Here is a 24,833-nt window from a genome sequence, read left to right as displayed (position 1 = left end):
ATCGTAGGGGCGACCCGCCCTTAGAGATCGAGAAGCCTTGATCGTCCATAAAGGGTCGCCCTTACAGTTTATGGCGTCAACACATCTTTCGCCCATTCGCGTTCGGCGTTATACCATTCAACCAGTTTCTCTACCCCGGCACGCATATCATATTGCGGTTCCCAACCGAGCATCTCGCCCGCTTTGTTCACGTCCGCCCAATTGGAGCGCATGTCGGCAGGGTTGGGCGGACCGTGTTGCACGATCGCCTTTTTGCCGACCACATCTTCCACCAGCGTGACCAGATCGTTGATGGTGATAACTTCATGCCCGCCGAGATTGATGATCTCAAACCCGACAGGTTTGAGCGCAAGGATGATTCCACGCGCAATATCGTCAATGTAGGTGAAGCCACGTGATTGTTCGCCATCGCCGTTGATGCGGACGGGCTGTCCTTCGCTGACCCATTGCACAAAACGGAAGAGCGCCAGATCGGGACGACCCGCTGGACCATAGACCGTGAAGAAGCGTAAGACAGAGACATCGATCCCATACAAATGATGATACGCGTGACACATCGCCTCTGCCCCCTTTTTGCTTGCGGCATACGGCTGAAGCGGTTCACTGCTGGAGGCGGTCTCAGGCGTTGGATACGGAGGGTCTTCGCCATAGATACTGGAAGTAGACGCGAGAATGAACTTTCCCCTGCCTGTCTCCTTGCTCAACTCCAACATGTTCAGCGTGCCGACCATATTACTTTGTACGAACACCCACGGATCTTCCACACTGAAGCGCACACCCGCGCGTGCGGCTAAATTGATCACGCCATCGAACTTCTGTCCCTTGAAATGTTCAATAACAGACTTCTCTGAAATATCCAGTTTATGGAAGGTAAATCCATCCATCGCCTGCAATCGTTTCAAGCGATATTCTTTCATGCGGACGTCGTACGCATCGTTCATATTGTCGATGCCTGAGACGGTATGCCCATCCTGAATGAGCAGTTCCGATGTCCGTGCGCCGATGAAGCCTGCCGCACCGGTGACAAGATAATTACCCATTACAACACCACGACCTTCTCACTATTCTTTGCGACTTTGCGTGTGGCATTGCGGCTATCGAAGACGAACTTCGCCTCTTTGACAATCGCCTCATAATCATACGCTTTGTGATTGGTGATAACCACCACGGCATCTGCCTCACGGACGGCTTTCATTAAGTCCGTCACGCTGTCCATATGCCAGCCATCGTATTCGTGATGGATGTGCGGGATATACGGATCGTGATATTCGACTTCCGCGCCCTTCTTTTGTAAGAGACCGATCACGTCCAATGCGGGTGATTCGCGCACATCGTCAATATCAGGTTTGTATGCCGCGCCAAGGACCAACACCTTCGAACCTTTCAGCGTCTTGCCGCGATCATTCATCGCATCGAGAATGCGACTGACCACATAACGTGGCATGTTCGTGTTGATCTCAGAGGCCAGTTCGATGAAGCGTGCATTGTAGTTGAACGATTTCATCTTCCACGAAAGATACAGCGGGTCAATCGGAATACAGTGACCACCCAAGCCCGGTCCCGGCGTGAACTTCATAAAACCAAACGGCTTGGTTCCCGCCGCATCGATCACTTCCCACACATCCACACCAAGACGTTCACACATGATCGCCAATTCGTTGACCAGACCGATGTTGATCATGCGGAAGGTGTTCTCCAACAGTTTGGACATCTCCGCCGCTTCAGCCGTAGAGACATGATGGACGGTTTTGATCGCGCCCTCATACCAAACAGTTGCCACTTCGCCACAGGCTTCAGTGATCCCACCCATCACTTTGGGCGTGTTGATGGTCGTGAAATCTTCACGACCAGGGTCTACACGTTCCGGAGAGAAGGCAAGGAACCAATCCTCGCCAATGGTGAGACCATGTTCCATGCCAAGCTTCGGCAGGAGCAATTCGCGTGTAGTGCCGGGGTACGTGGTTGACTCCAACACAACGACGATGCCCTTGTGCATGTACTTCGCCATTTCTTCCGTGGCCGAGATGATGAACGACATATCCGGGTCACCGGTTTGGCGTAAAGGAGTTGGCACACAGATACTGACCGCATCGATCTCTTTCAGTATGGAGAAATCTGTCGTGGCAGTGAGGTGCCCCGACTTGACGATCTTCTCGATCACTTCGGTCTTTACATCCGGGATGTAGGAAATGCCTTTTGAAAGCGAATCAACCTTTCGTGAGTCGGGGTCGATGCCTGTGACGTGGAACCCGGCTTCAGCGAAGACGACTGCCAGGGGCAATCCCACATATCCGAGGCCGAGAATTCCAATGCGTGCTTTTTTGTCTTTCAACTTTTTAATGAGAGTTTCTTTTGTAGTAGTCATGTTTTCCTTATTCAACCTTTCAACGTTTCAATCTTGAACGCCCTTCGATACACTCAGGACATGTGTTCCAATTCCCCCAGCGTCATCAAGATCGCATCTTCATCTGTATCTTTGTAATATCTTTTTCTGCGGCCCACAACTTCGTATCCAAATTGATGATACATATCGCGTGCGGCCGTGTTGCTCTCGCGCACTTCCAAAAAGGATGTGACCGCGCCTTCCTTCGACATATAACGTAATGCATACGTCAATAGTTTCCGCGCAATACCCTGCCTGCGATACTCGGGATGCGTAGCGATGGTAGCAATGTGTGCTTCATCCACCAACAGCCAGGCAACGATCATGCCCGCGATCTTTCCATCCACATCGAAAACCCAACACCGTGAAGCCGTGTTTTCCGTCAACTCAAAGCGGAACGATCTTTCGGGCCAGGGCAGTGCAAACGATAACTTATCCAATTCAAGGACAGAGGGAATATCTTCCAGCGTCATGCGGCGAATGCTCATGCAGGCGGCGAACCTTCTGTGTGTAAATAGATCGGCGCAAGCGTTGCTTCATCGTCCACATCGCCAGCCTGCCAGCGTGCCCAAGCCAACTCTGCCAACACAGCAGGGCGCCGAACCGATTGAGCAGGTGAGGCAAGTTGAATATTTTTTTCTTTCATTTTTTGGATGTCTTCCGCTGAGAACTCTCCACACACAATAAACGGATTCTGCACCTCAGCCATTAACGCTTCGAGAGTCGCGACTCTTGCCGTACCTTGAGCCTGCCAGCCCTTCTTTGAACTTTTATACTCGCCGATAGCGAATCGTCCTCGTCCGGCTTGGATGGCACACAACAACGGATGTTTCGAAGCCGGTTGCGCGTTCACGAGAATATCCAGTGTGGGAATTCCGATGAGAGGAATGTGTTTCGATAAAGCCAATCCCTTGACCAATGCCAACCCAACTCGCAAACTTGTGAACGAACCCGGTCCAAGTGCCACAGCCAAGGCAGTGACATCATCCATTGTGAGGCCGCAGTGCGTGAGCAATTCATGGATGGATGGAGCCAACTCGGTGGTATGACGTTGACCGCTCCGCCATGCGTATTCAGCAATGACCTGTGCCCCGTCATACAGTGCCAAGCCCACCTGTGTGGTGGAAGTATCGACAGCGAGTAACATATCAGTCTCCTCCCGCAATGGCATGGCGCAGGCTTTCGAGCAACTCGTCATACCGTTTGCCAACAGCCTTGAACTTCATCTCGCGTTCTTCATCATCCACATAGTCAAGCGCGATCCACAAATGTTCTTCGGGGATGATCCCGTCCATACGTTCGGGCCATTCGATGAGCAAAGCGCCGTCAGCCAGCATCGAGTCGAGGTCCAGCTCTTCAGCCTCGGGGGTCGAGTCGAGGCGATAGGCGTCCATGTGAAAAAGACTGCCTGTTTTCGAATGTCTGTATTCGTTGACGATGATAAAGGTTGGGCTGGAGACTGAATCCAGCGAGCCCCATCCCTGCGCTACGCCCTGCACGAAGGTCGTTTTACCGGCGCCAAGGTCACCTTGCAGGCAGATCACATCGCCGGGACGTAACATGGCGCCCAAACGCGAACCGATACGGCGCGTCTGTTCGGGGCTTCGGCTGAAAAAATCCATGAAGTGGGAATCCAAAATGGGCATCGCAGGTATTATATATCAGGCGCGGGATTTCCGCTCCACGTTGGACGCACGCCCCGCTTTGGGTTAAGATATTGCAAATTTTGAGGAGCTACCATGCAGGAATATTTAGACACATTTGTTGATAACTTCATCAAGGGACTGCCGAACCTGCTCACCGCGCTGGTGATCTTCGTTTTCAGCATTTACTTTGCGCGTTTTGTCAGCGGGTTGTTACAACGCGGGCTGAAAAGAGGCAAAGCGCCGATCAGCGTCACCAAACTGCTTGTGGATATGACGCGCTGGCTGGTCATTGCGATCGGCACGATCACCGCTTTGCAACGTTTCTTTGACGTAACCGCCTTTCTGACGGGCTTGGGGATCATCGGTTTTACGGTTGGCTTTGCCCTGCAGGATGTAATGAAGAATTTCGCGGCAGGTGTGCTTTTATTGATCCAGCAACCTTTTGTGGTCGGCGAGGTGATCGGCGTACCGGGATTTGATGGGACGGTCACGGAGATCAATCTACGCACCACCGAAATGAAAGCGCTGGATGGCCGCATCGTAACGTTGCCCAACGCTGATCTGTTGGCGCATCCCATCGTCAACTACACGAGGGCCGACCGTCGTCGTGTCGATCTAGTTGTAGGCGTGGATTATGACACCGATACAGAGCTGGTTCGTAAAGCAGTTTCAGGGATTTTTCATGATATCCCCGGCTTTGTAGCCGAGCCAATGCCGATAGTTGGTTTTTCAAATTTCAGTAACGCGGCGATGGAATTAAACATCTACTTCTGGATCGATACATCCAAGACCAATCCACTGGCGGCAAAAGATACTGCATTCACCTTAGTTAAGAACGCTTTCGATAAACAGGGTGTTGAAATACCGATCCCCATGAGGGGATTGCCACGCTTGACAAAGAAAGCAAATTAAACAAAAAGAACTCCGATGCCATGGCATCGGAGTTCTCATTTTTCTACCGACTACGGTTCGCTGATCTTGAACCAGTCCACGTTCACAATGATCGGGGTGACATTGAGGGAGGAAATGTTGAAGCCGACATATCCGCTATCGAACGAATAGTCTTTATCATTGATCTTCTTAAGTTCCTTGCCGTTGATGATCAACGTGATCTCATTGTCTTCGCAGACCATGCCATATTCGTTGGTCTCTTTCCCTTGCTTGAGGGACTGTGCGCCGCCTTTGTCAATGCGCTTGTACACGGCTTCTTTTGAATCGTTGATGGTTACGGCATACAGATACCATAGACCACCACCTTCCGTGCTGAATTCATACCAGCCTTTTTCAGATGCACGGCAGACCAAACTGACGTTGTTATTGTTCTTGCCACGGTTCTCCGCGCGCATATCAATGCGGACATTATCGTATTCCTGTGCTTCGTACATGTAATACGCATAAATATCCAAATCCTCTATGTCGAATTTTGCCAGGCTATCTTCGAACGTAAGAGTGATCTTGTCTTCGTCACCGGCGGTCAAGAAGTAATCCCAAGCTGGATCCTGATCGAATTCCTCGGTGAAATATTGTTCCGATGCGGCAGGCGCTGGCGGTTCGGTTTGAACAGGTTCCGCAGTAGGCGCTTCTGTTTCGACGGCAGGTGGAGCCTCTGTTTCAACTTGTATCGGTTGTTCCGGTTGAGAGGGCTGAGATGGCGTATCACCGCCCCCTGAAAGGGCACTACAAGCCATTCCCACCAAAAGCAACAATGCTACGAACAAAAATAATGGACGGAAGTTTTTCATATCTTCATTCTCCTTTGGAAATTAGTTTTCACAGTATAGCAGTGTTTTATGGAGCGGAGAAGTCTAGAACAAAATAATTAGTACTATGGTAAAGTAGGCGGCATTATGTCTATACTTGCCCTTCTCCTCCTATTAACCGCGGCTATTCTTCACACCACATGGAATTTACTCCTCAAAAACTCAGATGATAAATACATCGCCATCTGGTGGATGGTGTTCAACGGGGGCGTCATTTCTTTGATCGCACTGTTCTTTACAGGATTACCTCCACGCGAAGCATGGACCTTTATCTTTTTCAGTGTTCTTGTTGAAGCCGCCTATTTCATCACGCTCTCGTATGCCTATCAAGACAATGACTTTTCGCTGGTCTACCCGATCGCACGCGGAGCCGCCCCTGCGTTTCTGGCAGCTTGGTCCGTTATCTTTCTCCATGAAACGCTGACAGGTGGCGGGTTGATTGGGTTATTCATGATCGTCATTGGATTGGTCGTGATCGGTTTCAGCAATCTTCTGGAGGCAAAGACCGCGAAACTACACATCCGTGGACTTGCTGTCGCTGTGTTCATTGCTTTGTTGATCTCAATCTACACGGTCATAGATGGTGCCGCAGTCAAACAAGTTCCTCCAGTGCCTTATGTTCTCACGATCTTCTGTCTCGCGCCCATCCCCATGATTCCCTTTATTTTCAAAAAATACGGTTGGGATAGATTGAAACAACCCTGGCAGACGCAGGGTCTCAGCCTCTTATGGCCCGGCGTGCTTGGCATTACCACGTACTTACTTGTTACCTTTGCATATCGTATTGCGCCGCTCAGTTATTCCGGCGCGGTACGTGAGGTCAGTGTGGTGATGGGGGCCTTCGCAGGTTGGCACTTCTTCGGCGAAAAGATGGGAAGTGTCCGCTTGATCGGTGCCTTTATCATCTTCGCGGGCATCCTATTGGTTGCGATATTTGGATAATTTCGTTTATAAACACGTGACCGATTTTATAAGGTAAATGAGTTGGGAAGAGAGTAAAATAGCGAAAACACCTGTGGGAGATGGACTTATTATGGACAACCAAGTTGTGAGTGAAAACAAAAAAAGTTTTTGGCAAAATGACAAACTGCTTGTATGTGGCATGTTGTCGTTTTATGGTCTTTGTATCGTTGGCTTGATCGCAGGGACGTTCCTCTGGCTGGGACAAATGAATCGAAAAATATCAGCGAATGCAACATCCACTGCACAGGTCGTTGCCACCCAAGATGCAAACGCAACTGCAACAGCAATCGTTCGCACTACCGAGCAGGCAAAATTTGGTTTCGTAGAAAAGTTCGATTCAAACAACCAAAATTGGCTAACAGAAAAAGATGAAGATGAGTACGCAAAAAGCAATATACAAGTCAAAGATGGAATGTACATTTGGGATATTGAAGAAGTAAAGAAAACTTTCATTTACTGGGCTGATTTCCCCTTCAACAACAACATGAAAGATTTTCATGTATATGTAGACACCAAATTGATCGCAAACACACCCGGTGATGTTTGCAGTGGCTTTTTATTCCGTGTAGCAGAAGAAGATTGGGACAAAGGTGGCTATTACTTTAGCTTGTGTAATGATTCAACCGCAACGATCAGTTATCACACGCAAAAAGATGGATGGGAAAATATAACAAGGCTTTTCGATCTCGGATATGCCAATGAATGGAATCGTCTTGAGATCATAGGAAAAGGCACCAACTTCCAATTCCTTATCAACGGGACACAAGCCTATGAAATGGACGATGACCGGCAGGAATTAGGCGGTCTGGCGCTGGTTATAGAAGTGAACGAGAAGGTCCCTGTGAAAGTTTTATTCGATAACTTTGGACTTCAACGCTAAAACAGACTCAACACCCACACGATCAACGGTGCGACCGCTAACGCGGGCAACATATTTCCCACGCGGATCTTTTTGATCTCCAGCAGATTACTGATCCCTACCCCCATCAACATGACGCCGCCCGTTGCGGTGAGCTCGTTCATCATGGCAGGGGTGACGATCGCATTCAACTGCGAGGCCAGCAGGCTAATCCCACCTTGGTAGACCAAAATAATGACCGTAGAGAACATCACACCCACTCCCAACGTGGATGCGAATGCCAGCGAAGCGAACCCATCCAACACAGACTTGACCGCTAACAGATTGTAATCGCCCGTCAAACCATCCTGTATGGAGCCCATGATCGCCATGGGGCCTATGCAAAACAAAAGGGACGCGGTCAAAAATCCACGCACGAATTTGTTCGAGCCATCATCTTCTGTCTTTGAAAAACGCTGTTCCAGTATTTTTCCCAAATGATGTAAACCGTCTTCGATGCGCCACCACTCGCCGAGCAGGGTTCCGATTAATAGCGCCCCCAGCACGATCAACTGATTCTCCGTTTTGAAGAACATCTGCACTCCCATTGCGGCCGTAAAGAGCCCCATGCCTGCAATCACAGTGGACTTCAATTTATCTGGGATGCGTGCGCCGAAAATCATACCAATGATCCCGCCAACGATGACGGTTACGATGTTGAGAAATGTGCCTGTCATTTAATTATCCCGTAGGGGCGGGGTCTCCCCGCCCATGTAACCTTTCAAGTAATAATTATTATTGATGCGATAAATTCCCACCTGTAAACAGGGGCGAGATGACCTCGCCCCTACGTTGTTATATTTATTCTTTCGCCAAAGTTGTCTTGCGTCCTGCCGCTTCGTTCTCGAGTAATTCCAGCACAAAACACAAGGACGACAAACGATTCAAATATCTTTGCAGATCGGGGTTCGAAAGACCATCTGTATCGAACATTTCCACCACGCGACGTTCCGCACGCCGGATGATCGCACGCGCCAGCGAGAGTGCCGCACCTGCCAACGAATCGCCAGGCAGGATGAATTCCTTGGGCATCTTGACCACTTTGGACAATTCGTCCGTTTGTTGTTCGAGCCATTTCACACGCGAATCGTCAATGCCGCGAAAACGTTCGGCGTTCTCAGGCGTGGCGGCCACCTCGGCCATTAGCTTGTATAAATCTCGTTGGGCTTCGAGCAGGATTCCGCCTGAGCGTGGATCAAGGCATTGCGCTCGCGCCAACCCGAGGGCGGCGGTTGATTCGTCCACTGTCCCAATGGCTTCGATGCGCGCGTCATATTTCATCACGCGTCCCTCGCCCAGCAGGCCGGTCGTCCCATCGTCACCTTTGGCTGTGTAAAAACTCATGCGGGCATTATAACCGTTTGCAAAATACGGCCGTGTATAATCGGACAAATGTTGACCCAATACCATATCGAGATCCTACTTACTTCACTCGGCAACCGCTTCAGCGCGCGTGCCATGTCTGTCATCACATACGCAAACATCAATCAGGACCGTATCACAGGGCAGTTCGGCCACGACGAATTTCATTGCGACAACAACGCTTTCGAAAAAACATATGCGTACATCGAGCAACAACGTGCTCTCGTAATTTCATCGTTGCGGTCAGGCGATGCAAACTCTGCATGGAAAGCCTTTGGGAGATTTCTCCACTCCGCGCAGGATTTCTACGCCCATAGCAATTACATCACGATGTGGCTTTCTCTCTTCGATGGGCAGACGCTTCCTCCCCCGCCCGAAGTTGACCCCATGAACCCAAGCCTGATCCACAGCCCCGACCTGCATTCAGGCAAAGTGTATTACCCATTGGAATTGTTGTACTTCATTCGCAAGACACGAGCCTTCTCATTGCGCTACCTACCCCATGATTCGCACGCATGGATGAACCTCGATTCTCCCGAGCAAGGCATCAAATTTGACTATGCCATGCAAGCTGCCATCAAACGGACAGTCATTGAGTTCGAGAAAACCACCGAGGGATTTTCAGAGGAGATGAGTAAATTGTTTTTGGATCGGTGATGGGGAATCAAGATATGACAAATGACACGTGCAAGGAATGCATTGGTGATGTATTATTTTTTCAATGCGGTTCAACATTTTCTAATCTTTCGCTGTATAACACCCTATTTTGGACATTATACGGCGGCCGCATAACCCCTAGTTAGCCCGCCCGTTGTATAGCATAAAAAAGGAAGGTGTTGTATGGGACTTTTTGGCGACAAACTTTTGTTCAGATTAAATGCATCTTCAGTATCGTCGGGAGAATTGAAACTTCAAATAGAGAAGGAAGATAGTAGGTCTTTCCATTTATTTCCTTTTAGTTGTATTTCTCTCATAGGAAGTCAATTAACAATTTTGTCGTCTCGTCACCCTCGTTCGTTGTCAAGAAAAGTGCTTGAATTTGTCGAGAATCCGCAAACCAAGTTTGAATCTACCAGCTATGTATCAGGATTTAAACTTGAAGTTTTTCAAGGTGATGGGAGACTTTTGTATAATCAGTTTGAACCTTTATATAGTAGAAGTATTCCAGTATATGATGACAATCCCTTACAAACAGACATCGAACGCCTTTTGATGAATTTCCTATATTCTGCTGTAGATAAATTGGGAAATGGCGATATGTTAAATTTGCAAACATTTCTCCTTATGACAGTTGCTTTTTATCAACAAGAGTTGATACCCATTATGAGGCGAATAAATTTGAATGATATTGAGCAGAGAAAAAGGTTATCTAAAACCGTTATTGATTTCACGAATACGATATATAGAAGTTGGGATAATCCAAAATCAATTGAGCCTGGGAATAAGTTGTTTTTAGATAATCTAAACTCTGCAAAGGAATTTGAATCTTATTTGGTATAGTTCTAAAGTCAAAAGCGGGTTACCGATGAACAGCAGTGTCAAGGGCTAGAATGAAAAACGGATGGAGAAAGCCTGATGCCATGAAAAAGGTATTGGGTTTTTCTTTTTAAAGGAGTTCTTGCAACGCCGAGTTTTCAATTTACAGGCAATCATCCATTGTGCCATTAGGAGACTTTTTTTCTGCTTCGGTTTATACTGCTTCCAAGCAGAGTCCATACCACCGCAGCGCCATGTATTCATTTTAGGGAGATAAAACGTGAATCTAGGTGGTCGCTAAAGGTTTTCAATTTTCCAAAATTTATTTTCAGGAGACCACAGTGATGGAAAATCATCGTATTCAGATTAAAAATGTAGAGGTCCTTTCTAATGATTGGTATATTCTAAAGAAAACAACTTTTGAGTATCTACGTAATGACGGCAGTTGGCAAACCCAAAGCCGGGAAACCTACGACAGGGGCAACGGCGCCGTTATTTTGCTTTATAACAGTGAAAGAAAAACGGTCATACTAACCCGACAATTTCGCTTTCCCACGTTCGTTAATGGGCTGGCAGATGGAATGTTAATTGAGGCTTGTGCCGGTCTGTTAGAAGAGAACAGTGCAGAGGACGCCATAAAAAAGGAGAGCGAAGAAGAAACTGGCTACCACGTTGATAATGTGCGAAAAATATTTGAGGCATATATGAGTCCAGGTTCTGTTACAGAAAAACTCCATTTTTTCGTTGCCGAGTATTCCCCTGAAAAGAAACTGTCTACTGGCGGCGGTGACATAAGCGATGGGGAAGATATTGAAGTGCTTGAGATCACGCTCCACAAGGCACTTCAAATGATAGAGACGGGAGAAATCATTGATGGAAAGACTATTATGTTGCTACAATATGCCAAACTACATGGGCTAACCGACTAAACATTCATAAACACAAACCGTTAGCTGACAATCGGTACAATACTGTAAAAGGAAAATTTACTGTGACACAAAATCCCCAATTGAGCAAACGTGAACAAGAAGTTGTGCAACTCTTGCTTGAAGGCAAAAGCAACAAGTTGATTGCGTCATCTCTTAGTGTTTCTGACCGCACAGTTGAATTTCATTTGAAGAATATTTACACCAAGTTTCAAGTGAATTCAAGAATGGAATTAGTATTAAAACTAGGAAAAGCTACAGCTTCGCTTGAAGCTGAAAAACTAGGGCATTCCACAGTTGCGGGGGATGGGGGAGTCGCTGAAAATAGAGACGCGCTCAATTTATGGAATTGGGCTACATCTTTGAGACAAGCAGTCTCTAAATTCAGCAAGGAGTTAATGATGAAAGATTCTTTGAATTCAAATGTCAGCGACGATGGGCAGGCTAGGACATTCTATGAAGCAATTCGTGTGTGCTTCATCAAATACGCAGAGTTTAATGGTCGAGCGTCACGGTCAGAGTTCTGGTGGTTTGCCTTGTTCATCACCCTGGTTAGTGGGGCATTACAATATTTAAGCCAGAATTTAAGCAGTATATTTCTGATTGCCGTACTGCTACCATTATTGGCAGTGGGAACACGTCGACTTCGCGATAGCGGTAAGAGCGGATGGTGGCAGTTTTTCCTATTGGTTCCTGTTGCTGGCATCATTATGCTGGGGATTTTGTGGGCACAACCACCAACGAGTCCACTCCAGGAAGACGCACATCCAGCATGATGAATACAGGGTGTCACGTGCGTCGTAGATAAAGAACAGACGTATCCCACCAGCCTGCCCCCGCCGATAAACGTCAACGGCAAGGGGCAAAGAACAACAGAAAGAAGAAGGTCCTATGTCTTTTGCTTTGGCATAGGGCTTTCTTCTTAGAGTGGTTTTGAAGAAAAACTTGCAAATACGAAAAAAGAGAGAATGTATGAGAGAAGAACAAATTACAGACGCTATCCGTAAAATAGTCGATGATGGCAGTCTTGCTGGAGCGGTAACCCTAGTTTGGCAGGATGGCAAGATTATTCAGTCGGCAGGGGTAGGCTGGAGGGATATCGAATCCAAATTGCCCATGGAGAAAGATACGTTGTTTCGCATCGCATCCATGACAAAGCCAATTACATCAACGGCGGCGCTTATGTTACTGGATGAAGGTCGGTTCGCATTGACCGATCCGATCAGCCGTTGGGCACCGGAGTTTTCGCAAATGCGAGTCCTGCGTTCCCCCTCCGCCACGCTTGATCAGACTATCCCTGCAGAGCGTCCCATCACCTTTGAAGACCTGTTGACTCACCTTTCCGGGTTGACGTATGCGGACTGGCATTCTGGTCCCATTGTGCAGGCGTATAAAGAGGCATTGGGCGGCGATATCGACAGTGAAATATCTCCCGATGATTGGATCGCCAGACTCGCCACGCTCCCTTTGATCGACCAACCCGGAAAGGAGTTTCATTACGGTCACTCAACCGATCTACTCGGCTTGCTCATTGCACGCATGGAAGATGCGCCACTGGGCGATGTGCTCAAGCGCCGAATCTTCGATCCGCTTGGAATGAAGGATACCGGCTTTACGGTTCCAGCGGAGAAGCGACAACGGCAAGCTGATGCGTTTGGCTTTGACGATGCTGGTCAACTCTGCAAGCGTCTCGTTGGGCCGGGCAACTCATTCCTGCCTGAACGACCTGAAGGGATGACCTATGTCTCTGGCGGGCAAGGGCTTTGGTCAACAGTAGATGATTACCTTACCTTTGCACAGATATTCTTAAATGACGGTGAGGTGAACGGTTATCGACTTCTAAAACCTGAAACGCTTAAACAAATGGTCACGAACCAGTTAACCGATGAACAACGGGTACATGCAAAACACATTCTCAACACGGGTCATGGTTTCGGGTTGGGTGTCGCGGTGGTGATTGATCCATCGATAGCAAGCCCACAACCTTGTGGCGGTGGGATGGGGTCCGTTGGCTGGCCTGGTGCCTTCGGAGGTTGGTGGCGAGCAGATCCCAGTAATAACTCTGTTTTGATTTTCTTGACACACAACATGCTCGAGTTGGATCAACTCTTGAATGGCATCGGTTTTGGTGCGTACGATGCGATCACCCAGTTCCAAGCTCAGGCTTCGACTTTACTACGATAAACAAGCGGCATACTATGAATAATATTATTTTCATCACAGGAATGGCTGGGGCAGGAAAAAGCACGGTCGGGCGTCGGGTTGCCCGGTATTTCCCCAAAAGCCTTTTTATTCAAGTGGATGAACTGCGTGAAAAGATGGTGAAAGGTTATGCGAGACCAGAAGGCGGCGTATTTACAGACGAAGTAATACAACAATTCCAAATGGCGCGGTCCACCGCAATCTATATGGCGCGCTTATATGCCGATCAAGGCGTGGACGTTATCATTGACGATGTCTGTGTTCCATCCAATTTTGTTGAGCAGTATGCAAAGCTTTTTGAAATTCCAGAAGTCCATCGCGTTTTGCTGTATCCTAAAGCATCTGCCGTGATCGAACGGATCAAACAACGAGGCGGCCCTATGGAACATATTGATTACGTCCCTGTGATCTATGCTTTCCTCGATTCCATGCCAAAAGACGGCTGGGTCGTATTAGACTCAAGCGAATGGACTATTGAGCAGACAGTTAAGGAAGTGATATCCCATATAGTTCCAGGCTCTAGCAATAAAGTCACCTAGGAAAACACACCTAAAGGAAATTTCAGCCATGTCTAATTCACAAGCTCGATTGATATCTTCAGCAATAGCCCTTTTGGCAGGCGGTGTCCTTGCAAACACCAGTAATATCAACGTGAATGTTAGCATCGTCATCATCCTGGTCAGTTTCGTGCTCTTCATCGTTGAATATTTTCGCAACCAAAAGATATAGGCGTCTCTGAGTTACTTTATTGACAAACGCACATGGATCCCCAGTCTACACTTCAACAACTCGGAAGTATCAACTTCAAAGAGAAAAAGATCCTTCCTGCTCTCAAGAAGTGCATTAAGAAGTTATCGTTCAAATCATCCGCAGACCTGTCCAATCTACTTGATCTGGCGATGTGGTTGTATGTCTACGGGTATGATAATCACGCCTTGAAAGCGACACAGATCATTGATGAGCTCGAATTCAAGGGAGATTTCAATATCTGGACTCCCGTCGAAAAAATCCTGCTCTTACAAGCGAGAATATATCGCGAACAGGGTAAGAAATCCAAAGTTCAAAAGAGTATCGACAAGGTTCTAGGGCCCATGATCCCCCACGAAGAAGCGTTCAAACGTCGACTTTCTTTCAACTGGTTGAACGATAAAGGGATCGAACGTTACCTGAAAGAGAATAACGTCAAAACAGCTAACGAAATGCGTTTTGCTGACTTGGGCGACCTGTTCTTCATCCGCGAGTTGGGCGAGGGCAAAACTGATATTGACGGTAAAAAAGTTGATATCGCCAAAGCTGAAGAACGGATCATGGAATACAAGTCCATTCTGAAGCAGGTCAAATAGTTTTATAAGACCTACAAAATAAAAGCGGATGAACGAGTTGTTCTACTTGTTCATCCACTTGCTTTATCTATGGCAATCGTGCGTAATAAACCGTTGGGTTGTCATAAGGCGTCATGAAAAAAATAAATTCGGTCACCTCCGGGCGATTGAATCCCACAGCTGACCATTTCACCGACGGGCTTGAATCAAAGGAACCCTGATCCGTTTTTTGGATCAAAGAAGTAGGAATACCCCATTTACCATCCACGTTCATTTTCACGTAGCACATGGTATCCATCGAATAGCAAGGTTCCTCAGCCGCAGGGTTCCTGTGATGTCCGTGGCCGATGATATAGATCTCACCGGAGGCGTTTAACGCCAGAGCAGGGTCATGTGTGAGAAAATCTAAAGCTGTATCCACCCAGCCAGAACCGTTATTCATAACATAATGGGACCGTCCATAATCACCGATGGCGCCATTGAAGCTTTCAATGTAAACCATATATTTAACACCACTTGAATCAATGAGCAAACTTGGACCTTGATCGATGTTGAGTCCATTATCCTTACTCGTCCACACTGACACGCCAGATGGGAATTGGAACGTGCTTGCGATCTCAACGTCTCCCCAATCGCCAGCGACAGTACGTGTCCGCGCACGGATCAGGGTTGGGTTGTCCGACTCAGATATCCATGCAACAGTGACTGTATTATCCGCTGGTGAAACCACAAGGACAGGATGATTTGCCTTCCCTGCAGTATCTACCTGAACGAAATCTCCCAATGGAGTGAGTGAATTGGCCGTGCCATCGTATGTATAGGCACGATGCAAAATGTGATCATCGTTCTTCCAATATGCAAGGTGGATATTTCCGTTCAAGTCCACCATCCCAGATACACCACTGGTACCGATGTACAAGCCCGAATCGATCACACCGCTGTCATTTGCAAGCGTAATGGCAGGCTTGTAGCTATTGGTCGTTGTATCAAACGGATAGTCCTTGACTTCACCGGCAAGTGTGTTGATGATAACGTGGATAAACTCTTTGCCATCATATACAGCATCTACAGACATAATGTCGCGGGTCTCCGTAAATTCAATCGCAGGCGCAAAATCCGAAGCGCCATTGGGGAACCCGGGGTTTAACGTCCGATATGTGCGTAAAACTTTTGAACCTTGGGAACTCGAAAAGATGTAAAGATGATCTGTATTCGTGCGAACGATCTGATGCGGAATAACATCTGCTCCACCGGGCCCCACCGGGAACACAGCAGATGTTACCGGGCCACTTGTACCAACAGGAGTTGATGTTTCCACAGGTGCACTGGTTGGGGTGGACACTGGAATATCAGTTGACATAGGCACAGGGGACGCAGAAGGAGCAATTGTCGCTTCTACTACGGTTGTTGGGGATGCAGTACCAGTCTCTGCTACACACCCCGACAAAATCAGGGAAAGGATCAGGATGAATTTAAAGTTGAATTTGTTTGGCATGTTCAAGGTGTCCTCATTTATTACAAGATAAAGTTTCAATGAAGCATATATACCACCATAGCCCTAAAACCACATGAGCCCTTGTCTCCTAACCAAAAACAGGTGGTCAAGTTTTTCAACTTGACCACCTGTTGCTTTCAAACTGATACCCTACAACTTCTACAACTTCTCCAACTCATCCACCATTCTACTCAACACATCGAACCCACCCTGCCAGAATTTCGCCGAGCGAATATCGATACCAGCTTCCGCAAGGATCTTGGCGGGCGCTTCGGAACCGCCAGCCGAAAGGATCTTGAGGTATTTCGGCTTGAACGAGTCACCTTCTGCTTTGTATTGTTGATAGAGCGAGAAGACCAATAACTGGCCGAACGAGTACGCATACACATAGAACGGGGTGTGATAGATATGCGGAATGGAGACCCACTCCCACTTAAACTCGTCGCTGATCTCCACAGAATCACCGAATTGTTCCTTCAAGTTCTCCATATACAACGCGGAAAGTTCATCCACGGATGCGTTCTCTTGTATCTTCTTGTGCGCATCACGTTCAAAGAGCGCGAAATAGACCTGACGCAAGATCGTCGCGAAGGCATCGTCCATTTGTTTGAAGAGGATATCGCGGCGAACGGCATCGTCTGTTTCTTCAGTGAGCAATTTGTCGGTGAGCATCATCTCTCCGAAGGTGGAAGCAGTTTCGGCTAAAGGAAGAGACGAGTGGAAGGTGAACGTGGAATGGTGCGAAGCCAGCATCGCATGAATGGCATGTCCAAGTTCATGCGCCATCGTCGCCACATCACGCGCACGACCTTGAAAGTTCAACAATACGTATGGGGTCATGTCAGGCAGGACCGACCAGCAGAACGCGCCATCCCGTTTGCCCTTGCGGACTTCGCCATCCACATGTTCCTGATCAAAGACGCGTTGTGCCATCTCAGCGATCTGTGGGTCGAACGAACGGAACGAGTCAAAGACCATTTTGGTGGCGTCGTTGTAATCGAATTTTTTGTCTGAGTTGGCAACGGGCGCATAAATATCGTAACGACGGAGCTTGTCCATGCCAAGCACCTTGGCCTTGATCTTAAAATAGCGCTGGAAGATCTTCGCGTTCTTGCGCGTCACTTCCAATAGCGTGGTGACCGCTTCATCGGGAATATCATTGACGAGGTTCCGCACCGACATGGCGCTGGGGAATTTACGCAAACCCACATTCTCATTGTGCCAGTCACGTGCACGGGTTTGATACATCTGCCCAAGGATCGGGCCATCTGCACCAAAGACACGATACAACTCCTGATACGCTTTCTCGCGCAGGTTTGCATCGGGTCCCTGCACATAAGGACTCAGTTGTCCGCGCGTCAATTCCTTTACTTCACCATCCACTTCAAGTTTGAACACATAGCGATTGGTGATGGCGTCATACAAGGTAACGAGCGCGCCAGAACCTGTCACATCTTTGATGTTGATGACCTTCTCTTCCGCTTCGCCCAATGTGTACGGCTTGAAGTTGCGCATCGCTTCGAGGTAATACCGATAATCACCCGCTTCAGCCATCAAACGTTCAGCATTCTTTTCGTCCAATTCTTTCCACCACAGGCTAAAGAACAATGTGCGATTCCCCATCTCGGCCGCGAACTGTTGTACACGCGCCATGTACGATTGCGCGGTCTGGTCCTGTGTATCTGATGAAAACGACAGACCCGTGAACGCATAAATTTTGTTCACCGTGCGTGTTGTCGTTTCAGAGGCACGCACTACATCGAGGAATGTTTTCACATCCATATCGGGGTTGAGCTTGTTGCGCACGCCCTCAAACGATGTGACTTCTTCTTCAACATTATCGAACGCGCCCTGCAATTCAGCGCTTTCAAAGCTCGGGAATAATTCACCGAGATTCCATTTGGTCAATTCGTATGCCATAGAGCCTCCTGTATATTGTAAGGGCGGGGAGACCCCGCCCTTGTGTAATTGCCTAACACGGGGCGAGATGACCTCGCCCCTACGTAATAAATTACAAACTGGATCGGATGTGGACGATGTCTCCGTCCTTGACGATATATTCTTTGCCCTCAAGCCTGAACTTGCCCTTTGCTTTCGCCTCAGCCATGGACCCGAGGCTGATGAGGTCTTCATAGGCCACTACCTCCGCCCGGACAAATCCGCGTGAAAGATCCGTGTGGATCTCGCCCGCTGATTCTTGCGCGGTCGCGCCAATCTTCGTCTCCCATGCACGGACTTCATCTTCACCGACAGTGAAGAACGATTGCACGCGAAGCAACTCATACGAGAGACTGATCATTTTGTTCAGGCTAAGTTCCTTGATACCATATTCTTCCATGAACATGGCGGCATCCTCAGCGGGAAGTTGTGCCATTTCCATTTCGAGTTTACCCATCAACGCCACGGACGGCACATCCAACTCCATCTGCGGTGCGGATTGTGCCTCGCCGGTGTTGAACACCACTAAGACCGGTTTGCGTGAGAGCAGACCGAAGGAAGCAAGTTCCTTTTGGTCTTCGAGAGAATATTCCAATTTGCGGAGTGGGATATTGTTGTTCAACGCTTCGAGCAAACGAGTGAACAACACGGTCTGACGTTCATTCAAGACCTTATCTGTGCCGCCTTTTTTCTTCTCATCAGCGAGCTTTTCCACTTTGCGCTCAACAGCAACAAGGTCGTTGAGGAGCAACTCGCTCAACATGGATTCGACATCACGTTTCGCATCCACGCTTCCGCTGGGGTGCATGACCAGGTCACTTTCGAAAGCACGCACAACGAGGAGAAAGCCATCCATTTGAGCAAGCTGATTCAACAGTTGCCCAGAGATGCCGCTTTTGGCCGAACCAGTTTCCAGTCCGGCAATATCCGCGTATGTCACTTTGGCATAGATCGTTTTCTTCGGGTTGAACATGCCCGAGAGTTTGGTCACGCGCGGATCGGGGACGTCCACTACTGCGGTATGAACTTCAAAGCGACCGGCCGATGCGGTTGTGGGGGCATTGCCTCGTGTGAGGGCGTTGAATATAGTTGTCTTTCCTGACTGGGGTAATCCGATAATTCCGAGTTTCATCTATCTTGACCTTCGTGTTGGGAGTGGTATACTTGCGAACGCCCCGCAGAGCGGGTTCTTCAACAAGAGCCGAAGTGGCGGAATAGGCAGACGCGCACGACTCAAAATCGTGTTCCCTCCGGGAATGAGGGTTCGATTCCCTCCTTCGGCACAGCCGATTATACCCTCCCAAGGGTACTCCGCAACAGAACGCCCTCCATCATTTGGAGGGCGTTCTGTTTTCATCTGTTATTCCGAAAGCCACACTAAGGCGTCTTCCATCTGTTTGAAAACCCGATATGGCAAACCACGATTGCGTGCAGTGTTTTCAAAGAAGATAAAATCTTCATCCACTTTTGGGCTGACAGGGTTATAGACGAGTGCAACCTTTGAGCTGGGTGGTTTGACCTCACGACGTTGGTCACGCAAGGTCTCAGCACGTTGAAAGATCTCCAGAACCCGCAATTCGAATTGCAGTTCCCGCATATCGATCACTGCCTTGTTCACTTTCCATTCGGCCATTTTTTTCATGATCTCTAACCCCATCGCATTGTCCACTTCGCGTTCCCACGCGCCCGAGGTGATGACTTGGGCTATCTTCGGCTCTTCCAATAACTGAATGCTGTAGTTCATGGATTTCCTCCGTCGTGAATAGGAGTTTGCCAGACAACTTGTGCGTTCTCGGATTATATACCCAATTTTGGCGATACAATACAAACTGCAGGAGGAATTCTCCATTTTCAAGTTCCATCAACCACACCGTGTTTTATATTTTCTGATCGTATGCACACTGATATTTACCAGCTGCGTACCCAACAGTGCAAAACCAGCAACGCCTGTTCCTGCTCCGATGGCGTATGTTGACATTCCCAAGCCGCGTCCGGGCGAGACAATCCCTTTGTCCTCTCCGACGACATCCACGCTTCATCTTCCGACCGTTGCACCTGCTACATACACCCCAAACATTCCCAACGCTGACGTTCTCAACATCGCCATGTGGGTCCCCCCATATCTTTCGGAAACAATGGGCAAAGCGCTCGACGATTCGTTTCGTAGTCTGTTCGTGAGCAATGAAGCGACAGCAAACATTCGTCTCGAAGTAGGTGAAGTGAATGTGGTCAGTCAATGGGTGTATGCCTTGGTGACTCCCTTTTCTTCCTCCATTATGCAAGGACGCTCCAGCAGTGACCTACTTGCACAATGGCAAGGACAAACTACAGGGACACCACTGCTCATGGACCAAAACACCCACGGCATGTTTACTGCCTTGTGGGGAACGGCTGGAGCAAATGTACAAGTCGTTGCGAAAAATGATCTGATCGATTATGCCTGGGCACATCAACCATCATTGGCAATCGTTCCCTTTGATGATCTTGACCCGCGTTGGAAGGTTCTACCTGTGGATGGACTCTCGCCCATCCATAAGAATTTTGATCTCGGGCAGTACCGCCTCAAGATTCCGATTTCACTGATCAGTGACCCGGGCTTGGTCGCGCTCATCCAAAGCAACTTCGCCATCCCGGCCTCCAACTATGACCCACAAAAGATGACAGTCGTTGCAATGACCGGCGTCACAGCGTTGGTGCGGGCCACTGCCTTCACGATGGAAAGACGCGGCATTCTCTATCCTGCCGAGGATATTCGCAACTGGTTGATCAACGCGGACATCACACACATCAGCAATGAGGTGCCGTTCGCTGTCGGTTGCCCGTACCCAAACCCAACACAAGAAGAGATCCGCTTTTGTAGCGCAGATAAATATATCCAATTGCTGGAAGATGTCAGCACGGATGTAGTTGAATTGACCGGCGATCATTTCTCCGATTGGGGCACAGAGGCTATGGTTCACACACTCGAGATGTACAAGCAACGCAATTGGCCCTATTACGGCGGCGGGACAAATCTTGCAGAGGGGCGAAAGGCATTGCTACTTGAGAACCACGGCAATCGCATCGCGTTCATCGGTTGTAACGCAAAGGGAGGTTCCTTCGCTCAAGCCAGTGACACGCAACCGGGTGCCGCAGTCTGTGATATGGATTGGATGGCAAGCGAGATACAACGTCTGAAAGTAGAAGGGTATCTTGTGATCGCGACATTCCAACATTTAGAATATTACACGTACTATGCACAACCCGATCAACAGGAAGATTTTCGTCAGATGGCACAAGCGGGCGCAGATATCGTCAGCGGAAGCCAGGCACACCAGCCACAAGGGATGGAGTTTCTAAACGGCTCTTTCATCCATTATGGTTTGGGAAATCTATTCTTCGATCAATATAGTTATTGCGATGCCTGCCGTCAGGGAATGATTGACCTGCATGTTTTTTATAATGGGCGTTACATCAGCACAGAGCTGTTGCCTATCGAGTTCGTGGATTATGCCCGCTCCCGCCCGATGACATTGGAAGAAGAGAATGAGTTCTTTCAAGTGTTGTTTGGCGCAAGTGGGTGGCGGTAGAATAAGATATGCAATTTGAAATTCAACTTGGCCCCAAACGTTTGCTCTTCGATTCAGACCTGCATGGATTGCGCATCAACGGCATGGACTATCTCTCCGGAAGGGATGGGATTTTGATCTATGATAAGACTCGCGATGTAACAGCAGACATTGTCGAATTGCAGATGTCTACGAATACGAGTACGTTGATCCCTGCGTTGAGGGCATTGGGGATTTCTTACGCTTCTTACTTTGACGAACGGCCTGTTGTAGAGTCTCAGAACGATATTACCTTTTATTGGAAGCCTTCTCAATTGGCGGCGTTCTATAATCGCTACTCCACCGATGAATTGGATTACACCGAACGTGAGCCGGTCATCCGCCAAGCCGTGGACTTCCTCACATCAAACCCGCAAACGCTTCCTCTGCCCGAAGAACTGTTGACGCGGATGTCGGAACCGTCCACGCTGTTGGGATTCTACGAAGGCTTCCCGATCTTTGACGGTTCCACAGGCTTTGCCAGACTCCAATCACGGTTGGGCATTCACATGGACACGGACACAGTTATGATCTCGACACCGCTCGACAAATACGAAGCGGACGTGTATGAACTTGCAGAAAAACTGGAAAAGGCAACAGGGCTGGAACCTTCAAAGAAGAAAAACAGAGTGATGTTTTTGAAAGACGAGAGACTGCTCAAGATTCTTGGCATCTAAACTTTATAACGGGAATTGCATAATGAACATTCAACTGACACACATTAGCACTGCCACACTACTCATGGAAATCGGCTCGCTGCGTATCCTGACCGACCCGGTCTTTGACCCAGCAGGCGGACAGTATGCGTTTGGCTACGGGACAAGCTCCGTTAAGTTGACCGAGCCTGCCACACCTGCAGATGCTCTCGGGAAAATTGATGCCGTCCTCTTGAGCCATGACCATCATGAAGATAATCTCGACCGTGCAGGTCGTGCACTGTTACCCAAGGCAGGGAAAGTTATCACCACTCGCGCAGGAGAGAAGAGATTGAATGGCAATGCCCTCGGGCTGGGACCATGGCAGAGCACAACACTCAAAGCGCAGGATGTAGAGATCAAAGTGACAGCCGTCCCAGCAAGACATGGCACATTGGGTAGTCACATTCTCGTGGGCGAGACGACCGGCTTCGTCCTCGAATGGCAGGGACAAAAACACGGGGCGTTATACATCTCTGGCGATACGGTCTGGTTCAATGGCTTGCGCGAGATTGGGCAACGATTCAAGATCGGGACAGCGATCGTGCATATTGGCGGCGTGCAGTTTCCGATCATGGGGCCGATCCGTTTTACATTCAATGCCCATGAGGCGATACAGATCGCACAGACACTCAACCCACGGACGGTGATCCCCATCCATTACGAAGGGTGGAAACATTTCAAGGAAACAGAAACAGCCGCAAGGAAAGTTTTTGAAGCGTCAGATATCAAAGAAAAAATCCACTGGCTTCCGCAGGGAAAGTCAGTGGATGTGGAAATCTAATTCTGAGAGAAGTCTAGTTTCTATATTTGATGCCGTGGTCTGTAATGTCGAACGTCGCACTGCTGGAACTGTTCAAGCAACTGGTTCCGTTCGTCACCATGAAATAGTCTTTAGGATCAGGGTTCCACGCCCAAAGACTATAACAACCTTCGACCAGATCATTAATGACAAGCGAGTCTTGCGGACCAAGAACATAGGCACGGTAACCGCAGACACCCTGTGGATTACCGGACTGTAGATACACCGTGAGGTTGATGGTCCCTTTGGTTGGGTTGTCGATGCGGATCTTGATGGGCTTTCCCGTCAGGGAATCGGGTAGGACACTATTTATGCACGGATCACTTGCACTGGGATTCTCGGTGGGCGCCGGGGTCAATGTGAATTCCAAAGTTGGCAAGGGAGTCGGGGTGACGAAGACCTCCAAGGTATTCGTAGGGGCCGCTGTTGGCGGAGGCAATGTAGCGGTTGGGATGGCGGCTTGAGTCTGTGCCAGTAATGTGAGCGCCGCCGCGACCGCCGTGCTGTTTATATCAGCCGCATTGATCGTGGGTGTTGCCTGCGCACCACACGCACTGACGATCAGTGTGAAGGCGAGTGCGTGGATGAGAATTGAAAAACGTTTCATGTGGATATCTCCTTAATAACGGTTTGAATTATACAAGGAGACGCTTGTTTCCCCTATGGATGTTCCAAAAAGATGTAAACAAGACCTCCGAGTTCTTAAAGAACTCGGAGGTCTTTGCCATTAAGTATCAAGTGCATCCAGATAGCTCTGAACATCATCAGGCAATTGTCGTGTACGCAAATACTCCAAAACGAATTTGCGATACTCATCAGCAGTATCAAAGTTATCTTGAACAAAGGCTTTGTCAACCAGTTTGCCGTCACGTTCACCGATCCATTCGAGATAATTCGAATATGGCCATTGGACAATATCGGCAACAAGCCCGTCTTTGACAGGGTTGCCGTGAATATAGCGGCATAGGTTTAGCAAATAAGAGGAAGTCAAAATCGGTTTGGCCTGAAATTGTCCCTGAAATAAAACACCAACACGTTGAAACCGCTTGTTGATAGCCTTAGTGTATGAAACAGAGAGTTTCATCATGGAGGAAGAGACATCCGAGATTTTTAAAATCTCGGATGTCTGTGGCGTCAGTTTTACACGCCCCACAACATGATAATGAGTTGGCATCAAGCAATACACCAGAATATCCATAACGGGGACAAGATATTCTTTGATCTTCTTGAGAAAGAACAGATAATTTTCAGACTCAAAGAAGATCCGCTCACGGTTGTTGCCGCGGTTGTAAATGTGATAATGCAATTCAGGAACGAACGGGATGAATCTGCGAGGCATAGGGACCTCCAAATCAAATCTCCGAGTTCTTAAAGAACT

General features: G+C 48.4%; 27 protein-coding genes, 1 tRNA gene and 1 pseudogene. 15 read left to right on the top strand and 14 right to left on the bottom strand.

What is annotated here, in order from left to right; all coding sequences use genetic code 11:
- Window positions 1–68: 68 nt before the first annotated feature.
- Genes IPP66_05855 through tsaE form a run of 5 tightly spaced genes read right to left on the bottom strand, consistent with a single transcriptional unit; the run spans window position 69 to window position 4,005 of the window.
- Window positions 69–1,040, bottom strand: coding sequence for a GDP-mannose 4,6-dehydratase (locus IPP66_05855; protein ID MBK9924801.1), 972 nt, complete (start codon window positions 1,038–1,040; stop codon window positions 69–71).
- A complete protein-coding gene (locus IPP66_05850) occupies window positions 1,040–2,365 on the bottom strand; it encodes a nucleotide sugar dehydrogenase (protein ID MBK9924800.1) in 1,326 nt (441 codons plus the stop codon). The genes IPP66_05855 and IPP66_05850 overlap by 1 nt, the downstream gene beginning before the upstream one ends.
- 53 nt (window positions 2,366–2,418) lie before the next feature.
- Window positions 2,419–2,871 (bottom strand): ribosomal protein S18-alanine N-acetyltransferase, encoded by a 453-nt coding sequence (gene rimI / locus IPP66_05845; GenBank protein MBK9924799.1) that lies wholly within the window; start codon window positions 2,869–2,871, stop codon window positions 2,419–2,421.
- Window positions 2,868–3,530, bottom strand: coding sequence for a tRNA (adenosine(37)-N6)-threonylcarbamoyltransferase complex dimerization subunit type 1 TsaB (tsaB, locus tag IPP66_05840; protein MBK9924798.1), 663 nt, complete (start codon window positions 3,528–3,530; stop codon window positions 2,868–2,870). The genes rimI and tsaB overlap by 4 nt, the downstream gene beginning before the upstream one ends.
- 1 nt (window position 3,531) lies before the next feature.
- The gene (gene tsaE, locus IPP66_05835) at window positions 3,532–4,005 is read right to left on the bottom strand and encodes a tRNA (adenosine(37)-N6)-threonylcarbamoyltransferase complex ATPase subunit type 1 TsaE (GenBank protein MBK9924797.1); all 474 of its coding nucleotides are present in this window, start codon (window positions 4,003–4,005) and stop codon (window positions 3,532–3,534) included.
- A gap of 117 nt (window positions 4,006–4,122) precedes the next feature.
- On the opposite strand from tsaE, the gene IPP66_05830 reads away from it, so the two are divergent.
- A complete protein-coding gene (locus IPP66_05830) occupies window positions 4,123–4,941 on the top strand; it encodes a mechanosensitive ion channel (GenBank protein MBK9924796.1) in 819 nt (272 codons plus the stop codon).
- A gap of 50 nt (window positions 4,942–4,991) precedes the next feature.
- Here the strand turns inward: IPP66_05830 and IPP66_05825 are convergent, their stop codons facing one another.
- Window positions 4,992–5,771 (bottom strand): hypothetical protein, encoded by a 780-nt coding sequence (locus IPP66_05825; GenBank protein MBK9924795.1) that lies wholly within the window; start codon window positions 5,769–5,771, stop codon window positions 4,992–4,994.
- A gap of 105 nt (window positions 5,772–5,876) precedes the next feature.
- Here IPP66_05825 and IPP66_05820 point away from each other — a divergent pair, with 105 nt between their 5' ends.
- A complete protein-coding gene (locus IPP66_05820) occupies window positions 5,877–6,731 on the top strand; it encodes an EamA family transporter (protein MBK9924794.1) in 855 nt (284 codons plus the stop codon).
- Window positions 6,732–6,822: 91 nt separating this feature from the next.
- Entirely contained in the window at window positions 6,823–7,632 is an 810-nt protein-coding gene (locus IPP66_05815) for a DUF1080 domain-containing protein (GenBank protein ID MBK9924793.1), read from the top strand.
- Here IPP66_05815 and IPP66_05810 read toward each other — a convergent pair.
- Window positions 7,629–8,327: a DUF554 domain-containing protein gene (locus IPP66_05810; GenBank protein ID MBK9924792.1), complete on the bottom strand. Its 699-nt coding sequence runs from the start codon at window positions 8,325–8,327 to the stop codon at window positions 7,629–7,631. The genes IPP66_05815 and IPP66_05810 overlap by 4 nt on opposite strands.
- A gap of 124 nt (window positions 8,328–8,451) precedes the next feature.
- Window positions 8,452–8,994: a cob(I)yrinic acid a,c-diamide adenosyltransferase gene (locus IPP66_05805; GenBank protein ID MBK9924791.1), complete on the bottom strand. Its 543-nt coding sequence runs from the start codon at window positions 8,992–8,994 to the stop codon at window positions 8,452–8,454.
- Window positions 8,995–9,042: 48 nt separating this feature from the next.
- Between IPP66_05805 and IPP66_05800 the strand changes: the two genes are divergently transcribed.
- The 8 genes from IPP66_05800 (at window position 9,043) to IPP66_05765 (ending at window position 14,959) form a co-directional block, all read left to right on the top strand.
- Window positions 9,043–9,669, top strand: coding sequence for a hypothetical protein (locus IPP66_05800; GenBank protein ID MBK9924790.1), 627 nt, complete (start codon window positions 9,043–9,045; stop codon window positions 9,667–9,669).
- A 183-nt stretch (window positions 9,670–9,852) separates the two neighbouring features.
- Window positions 9,853–10,512: a hypothetical protein gene (locus tag IPP66_05795; GenBank protein ID MBK9924789.1), complete on the top strand. Its 660-nt coding sequence runs from the start codon at window positions 9,853–9,855 to the stop codon at window positions 10,510–10,512.
- A gap of 320 nt (window positions 10,513–10,832) precedes the next feature.
- On the top strand, window positions 10,833–11,417 hold the full coding sequence (locus IPP66_05790) for an NUDIX domain-containing protein (protein MBK9924788.1): 585 nt from the start codon (window positions 10,833–10,835) through the stop codon (window positions 11,415–11,417).
- A 62-nt stretch (window positions 11,418–11,479) separates the two neighbouring features.
- Complete coding sequence (locus tag IPP66_05785) at window positions 11,480–12,190, top strand: DUF805 domain-containing protein (GenBank protein MBK9924787.1); 711 nt, start codon at window positions 11,480–11,482, stop codon at window positions 12,188–12,190.
- 196 nt (window positions 12,191–12,386) lie between these two features.
- The gene (locus tag IPP66_05780) at window positions 12,387–13,598 is read left to right on the top strand and encodes a beta-lactamase family protein (GenBank protein MBK9924786.1); all 1,212 of its coding nucleotides are present in this window, start codon (window positions 12,387–12,389) and stop codon (window positions 13,596–13,598) included.
- A gap of 14 nt (window positions 13,599–13,612) precedes the next feature.
- Window positions 13,613–14,155, top strand: coding sequence for an AAA family ATPase (locus IPP66_05775; protein ID MBK9924785.1), 543 nt, complete (start codon window positions 13,613–13,615; stop codon window positions 14,153–14,155).
- A 28-nt stretch (window positions 14,156–14,183) separates the two neighbouring features.
- Complete coding sequence (locus tag IPP66_05770; protein ID MBK9924784.1) at window positions 14,184–14,345, top strand: hypothetical protein; 162 nt, start codon at window positions 14,184–14,186, stop codon at window positions 14,343–14,345.
- Between the two features lie 32 nt (window positions 14,346–14,377).
- On the top strand, window positions 14,378–14,959 hold the full coding sequence (locus IPP66_05765; GenBank protein ID MBK9924783.1) for a hypothetical protein: 582 nt from the start codon (window positions 14,378–14,380) through the stop codon (window positions 14,957–14,959).
- Between the two features lie 67 nt (window positions 14,960–15,026).
- Here IPP66_05765 and IPP66_05760 read toward each other — a convergent pair whose 3' ends face one another.
- The 3 genes from IPP66_05760 to ychF all read right to left on the bottom strand — a co-directional run bounded on the left by IPP66_05760 (window position 15,027) and on the right by ychF (window position 19,503).
- On the bottom strand, window positions 15,027–16,433 hold the full coding sequence (locus IPP66_05760) for a hypothetical protein (protein MBK9924782.1): 1,407 nt from the start codon (window positions 16,431–16,433) through the stop codon (window positions 15,027–15,029).
- 159 nt (window positions 16,434–16,592) lie between these two features.
- Window positions 16,593–18,353, bottom strand: a complete 1,761-nt coding sequence (locus tag IPP66_05755) for a M3 family oligoendopeptidase (GenBank protein MBK9924781.1) — start codon at window positions 18,351–18,353, stop codon at window positions 16,593–16,595.
- A 91-nt stretch (window positions 18,354–18,444) separates the two neighbouring features.
- Entirely contained in the window at window positions 18,445–19,503 is a 1,059-nt protein-coding gene (ychF, locus tag IPP66_05750) for a redox-regulated ATPase YchF (protein ID MBK9924780.1), read from the bottom strand.
- Between the two features lie 68 nt (window positions 19,504–19,571).
- Here ychF and IPP66_05745 point away from each other — a divergent pair.
- Window positions 19,572–19,654 (top strand) — tRNA-Leu (locus IPP66_05745).
- Between the two features lie 77 nt (window positions 19,655–19,731).
- On the opposite strand, the gene IPP66_05740 is transcribed toward IPP66_05745, so the two are convergent.
- Window positions 19,732–20,115 carry a hypothetical protein gene (locus tag IPP66_05740; GenBank protein ID MBK9924779.1) on the bottom strand — a complete coding sequence of 128 codons (384 nt, stop codon included), beginning with the start codon at window positions 20,113–20,115 and terminating at the stop codon, window positions 19,732–19,734.
- 67 nt (window positions 20,116–20,182) lie between these two features.
- Between IPP66_05740 and IPP66_05735 the strand changes: the two genes are divergently transcribed.
- Genes IPP66_05735 through IPP66_05725 form a run of 3 tightly spaced genes read left to right on the top strand, consistent with a single transcriptional unit; the run spans window position 20,183 to window position 23,437 of the window.
- Window positions 20,183–21,940, top strand: a complete 1,758-nt coding sequence (locus tag IPP66_05735; protein ID MBK9924778.1) for a CapA family protein — start codon at window positions 20,183–20,185, stop codon at window positions 21,938–21,940.
- An 8-nt stretch (window positions 21,941–21,948) separates the two neighbouring features.
- Window positions 21,949–22,635: a hypothetical protein gene (locus tag IPP66_05730; GenBank protein MBK9924777.1), complete on the top strand. Its 687-nt coding sequence runs from the start codon at window positions 21,949–21,951 to the stop codon at window positions 22,633–22,635.
- Window positions 22,636–22,657: 22 nt separating this feature from the next.
- Window positions 22,658–23,437, top strand: coding sequence for an MBL fold metallo-hydrolase (locus IPP66_05725; protein ID MBK9924776.1), 780 nt, complete (start codon window positions 22,658–22,660; stop codon window positions 23,435–23,437).
- Between the two features lie 13 nt (window positions 23,438–23,450).
- Here the strand turns inward: IPP66_05725 and IPP66_05720 are convergent, their stop codons facing one another.
- Together IPP66_05720 and IPP66_05715 are read right to left on the bottom strand one after the other, a co-directional pair.
- Window positions 23,451–24,062, bottom strand: coding sequence for a hypothetical protein (locus tag IPP66_05720; GenBank protein MBK9924775.1), 612 nt, complete (start codon window positions 24,060–24,062; stop codon window positions 23,451–23,453).
- Window positions 24,063–24,245: 183 nt separating this feature from the next.
- Window positions 24,246–24,794 (bottom strand): annotated as a pseudogene (locus IPP66_05715) (transposase).
- Window positions 24,795–24,833 lie beyond the last annotated feature (39 nt).

The organism is Candidatus Defluviilinea proxima (assembly GCA_016721115.1).
GTDB classification, from domain to species: domain Bacteria; phylum Chloroflexota; class Anaerolineae; order Anaerolineales; family Villigracilaceae; genus Defluviilinea; species Defluviilinea proxima.
This window is presented reverse-complemented; position numbering and strand designations above follow the sequence as displayed.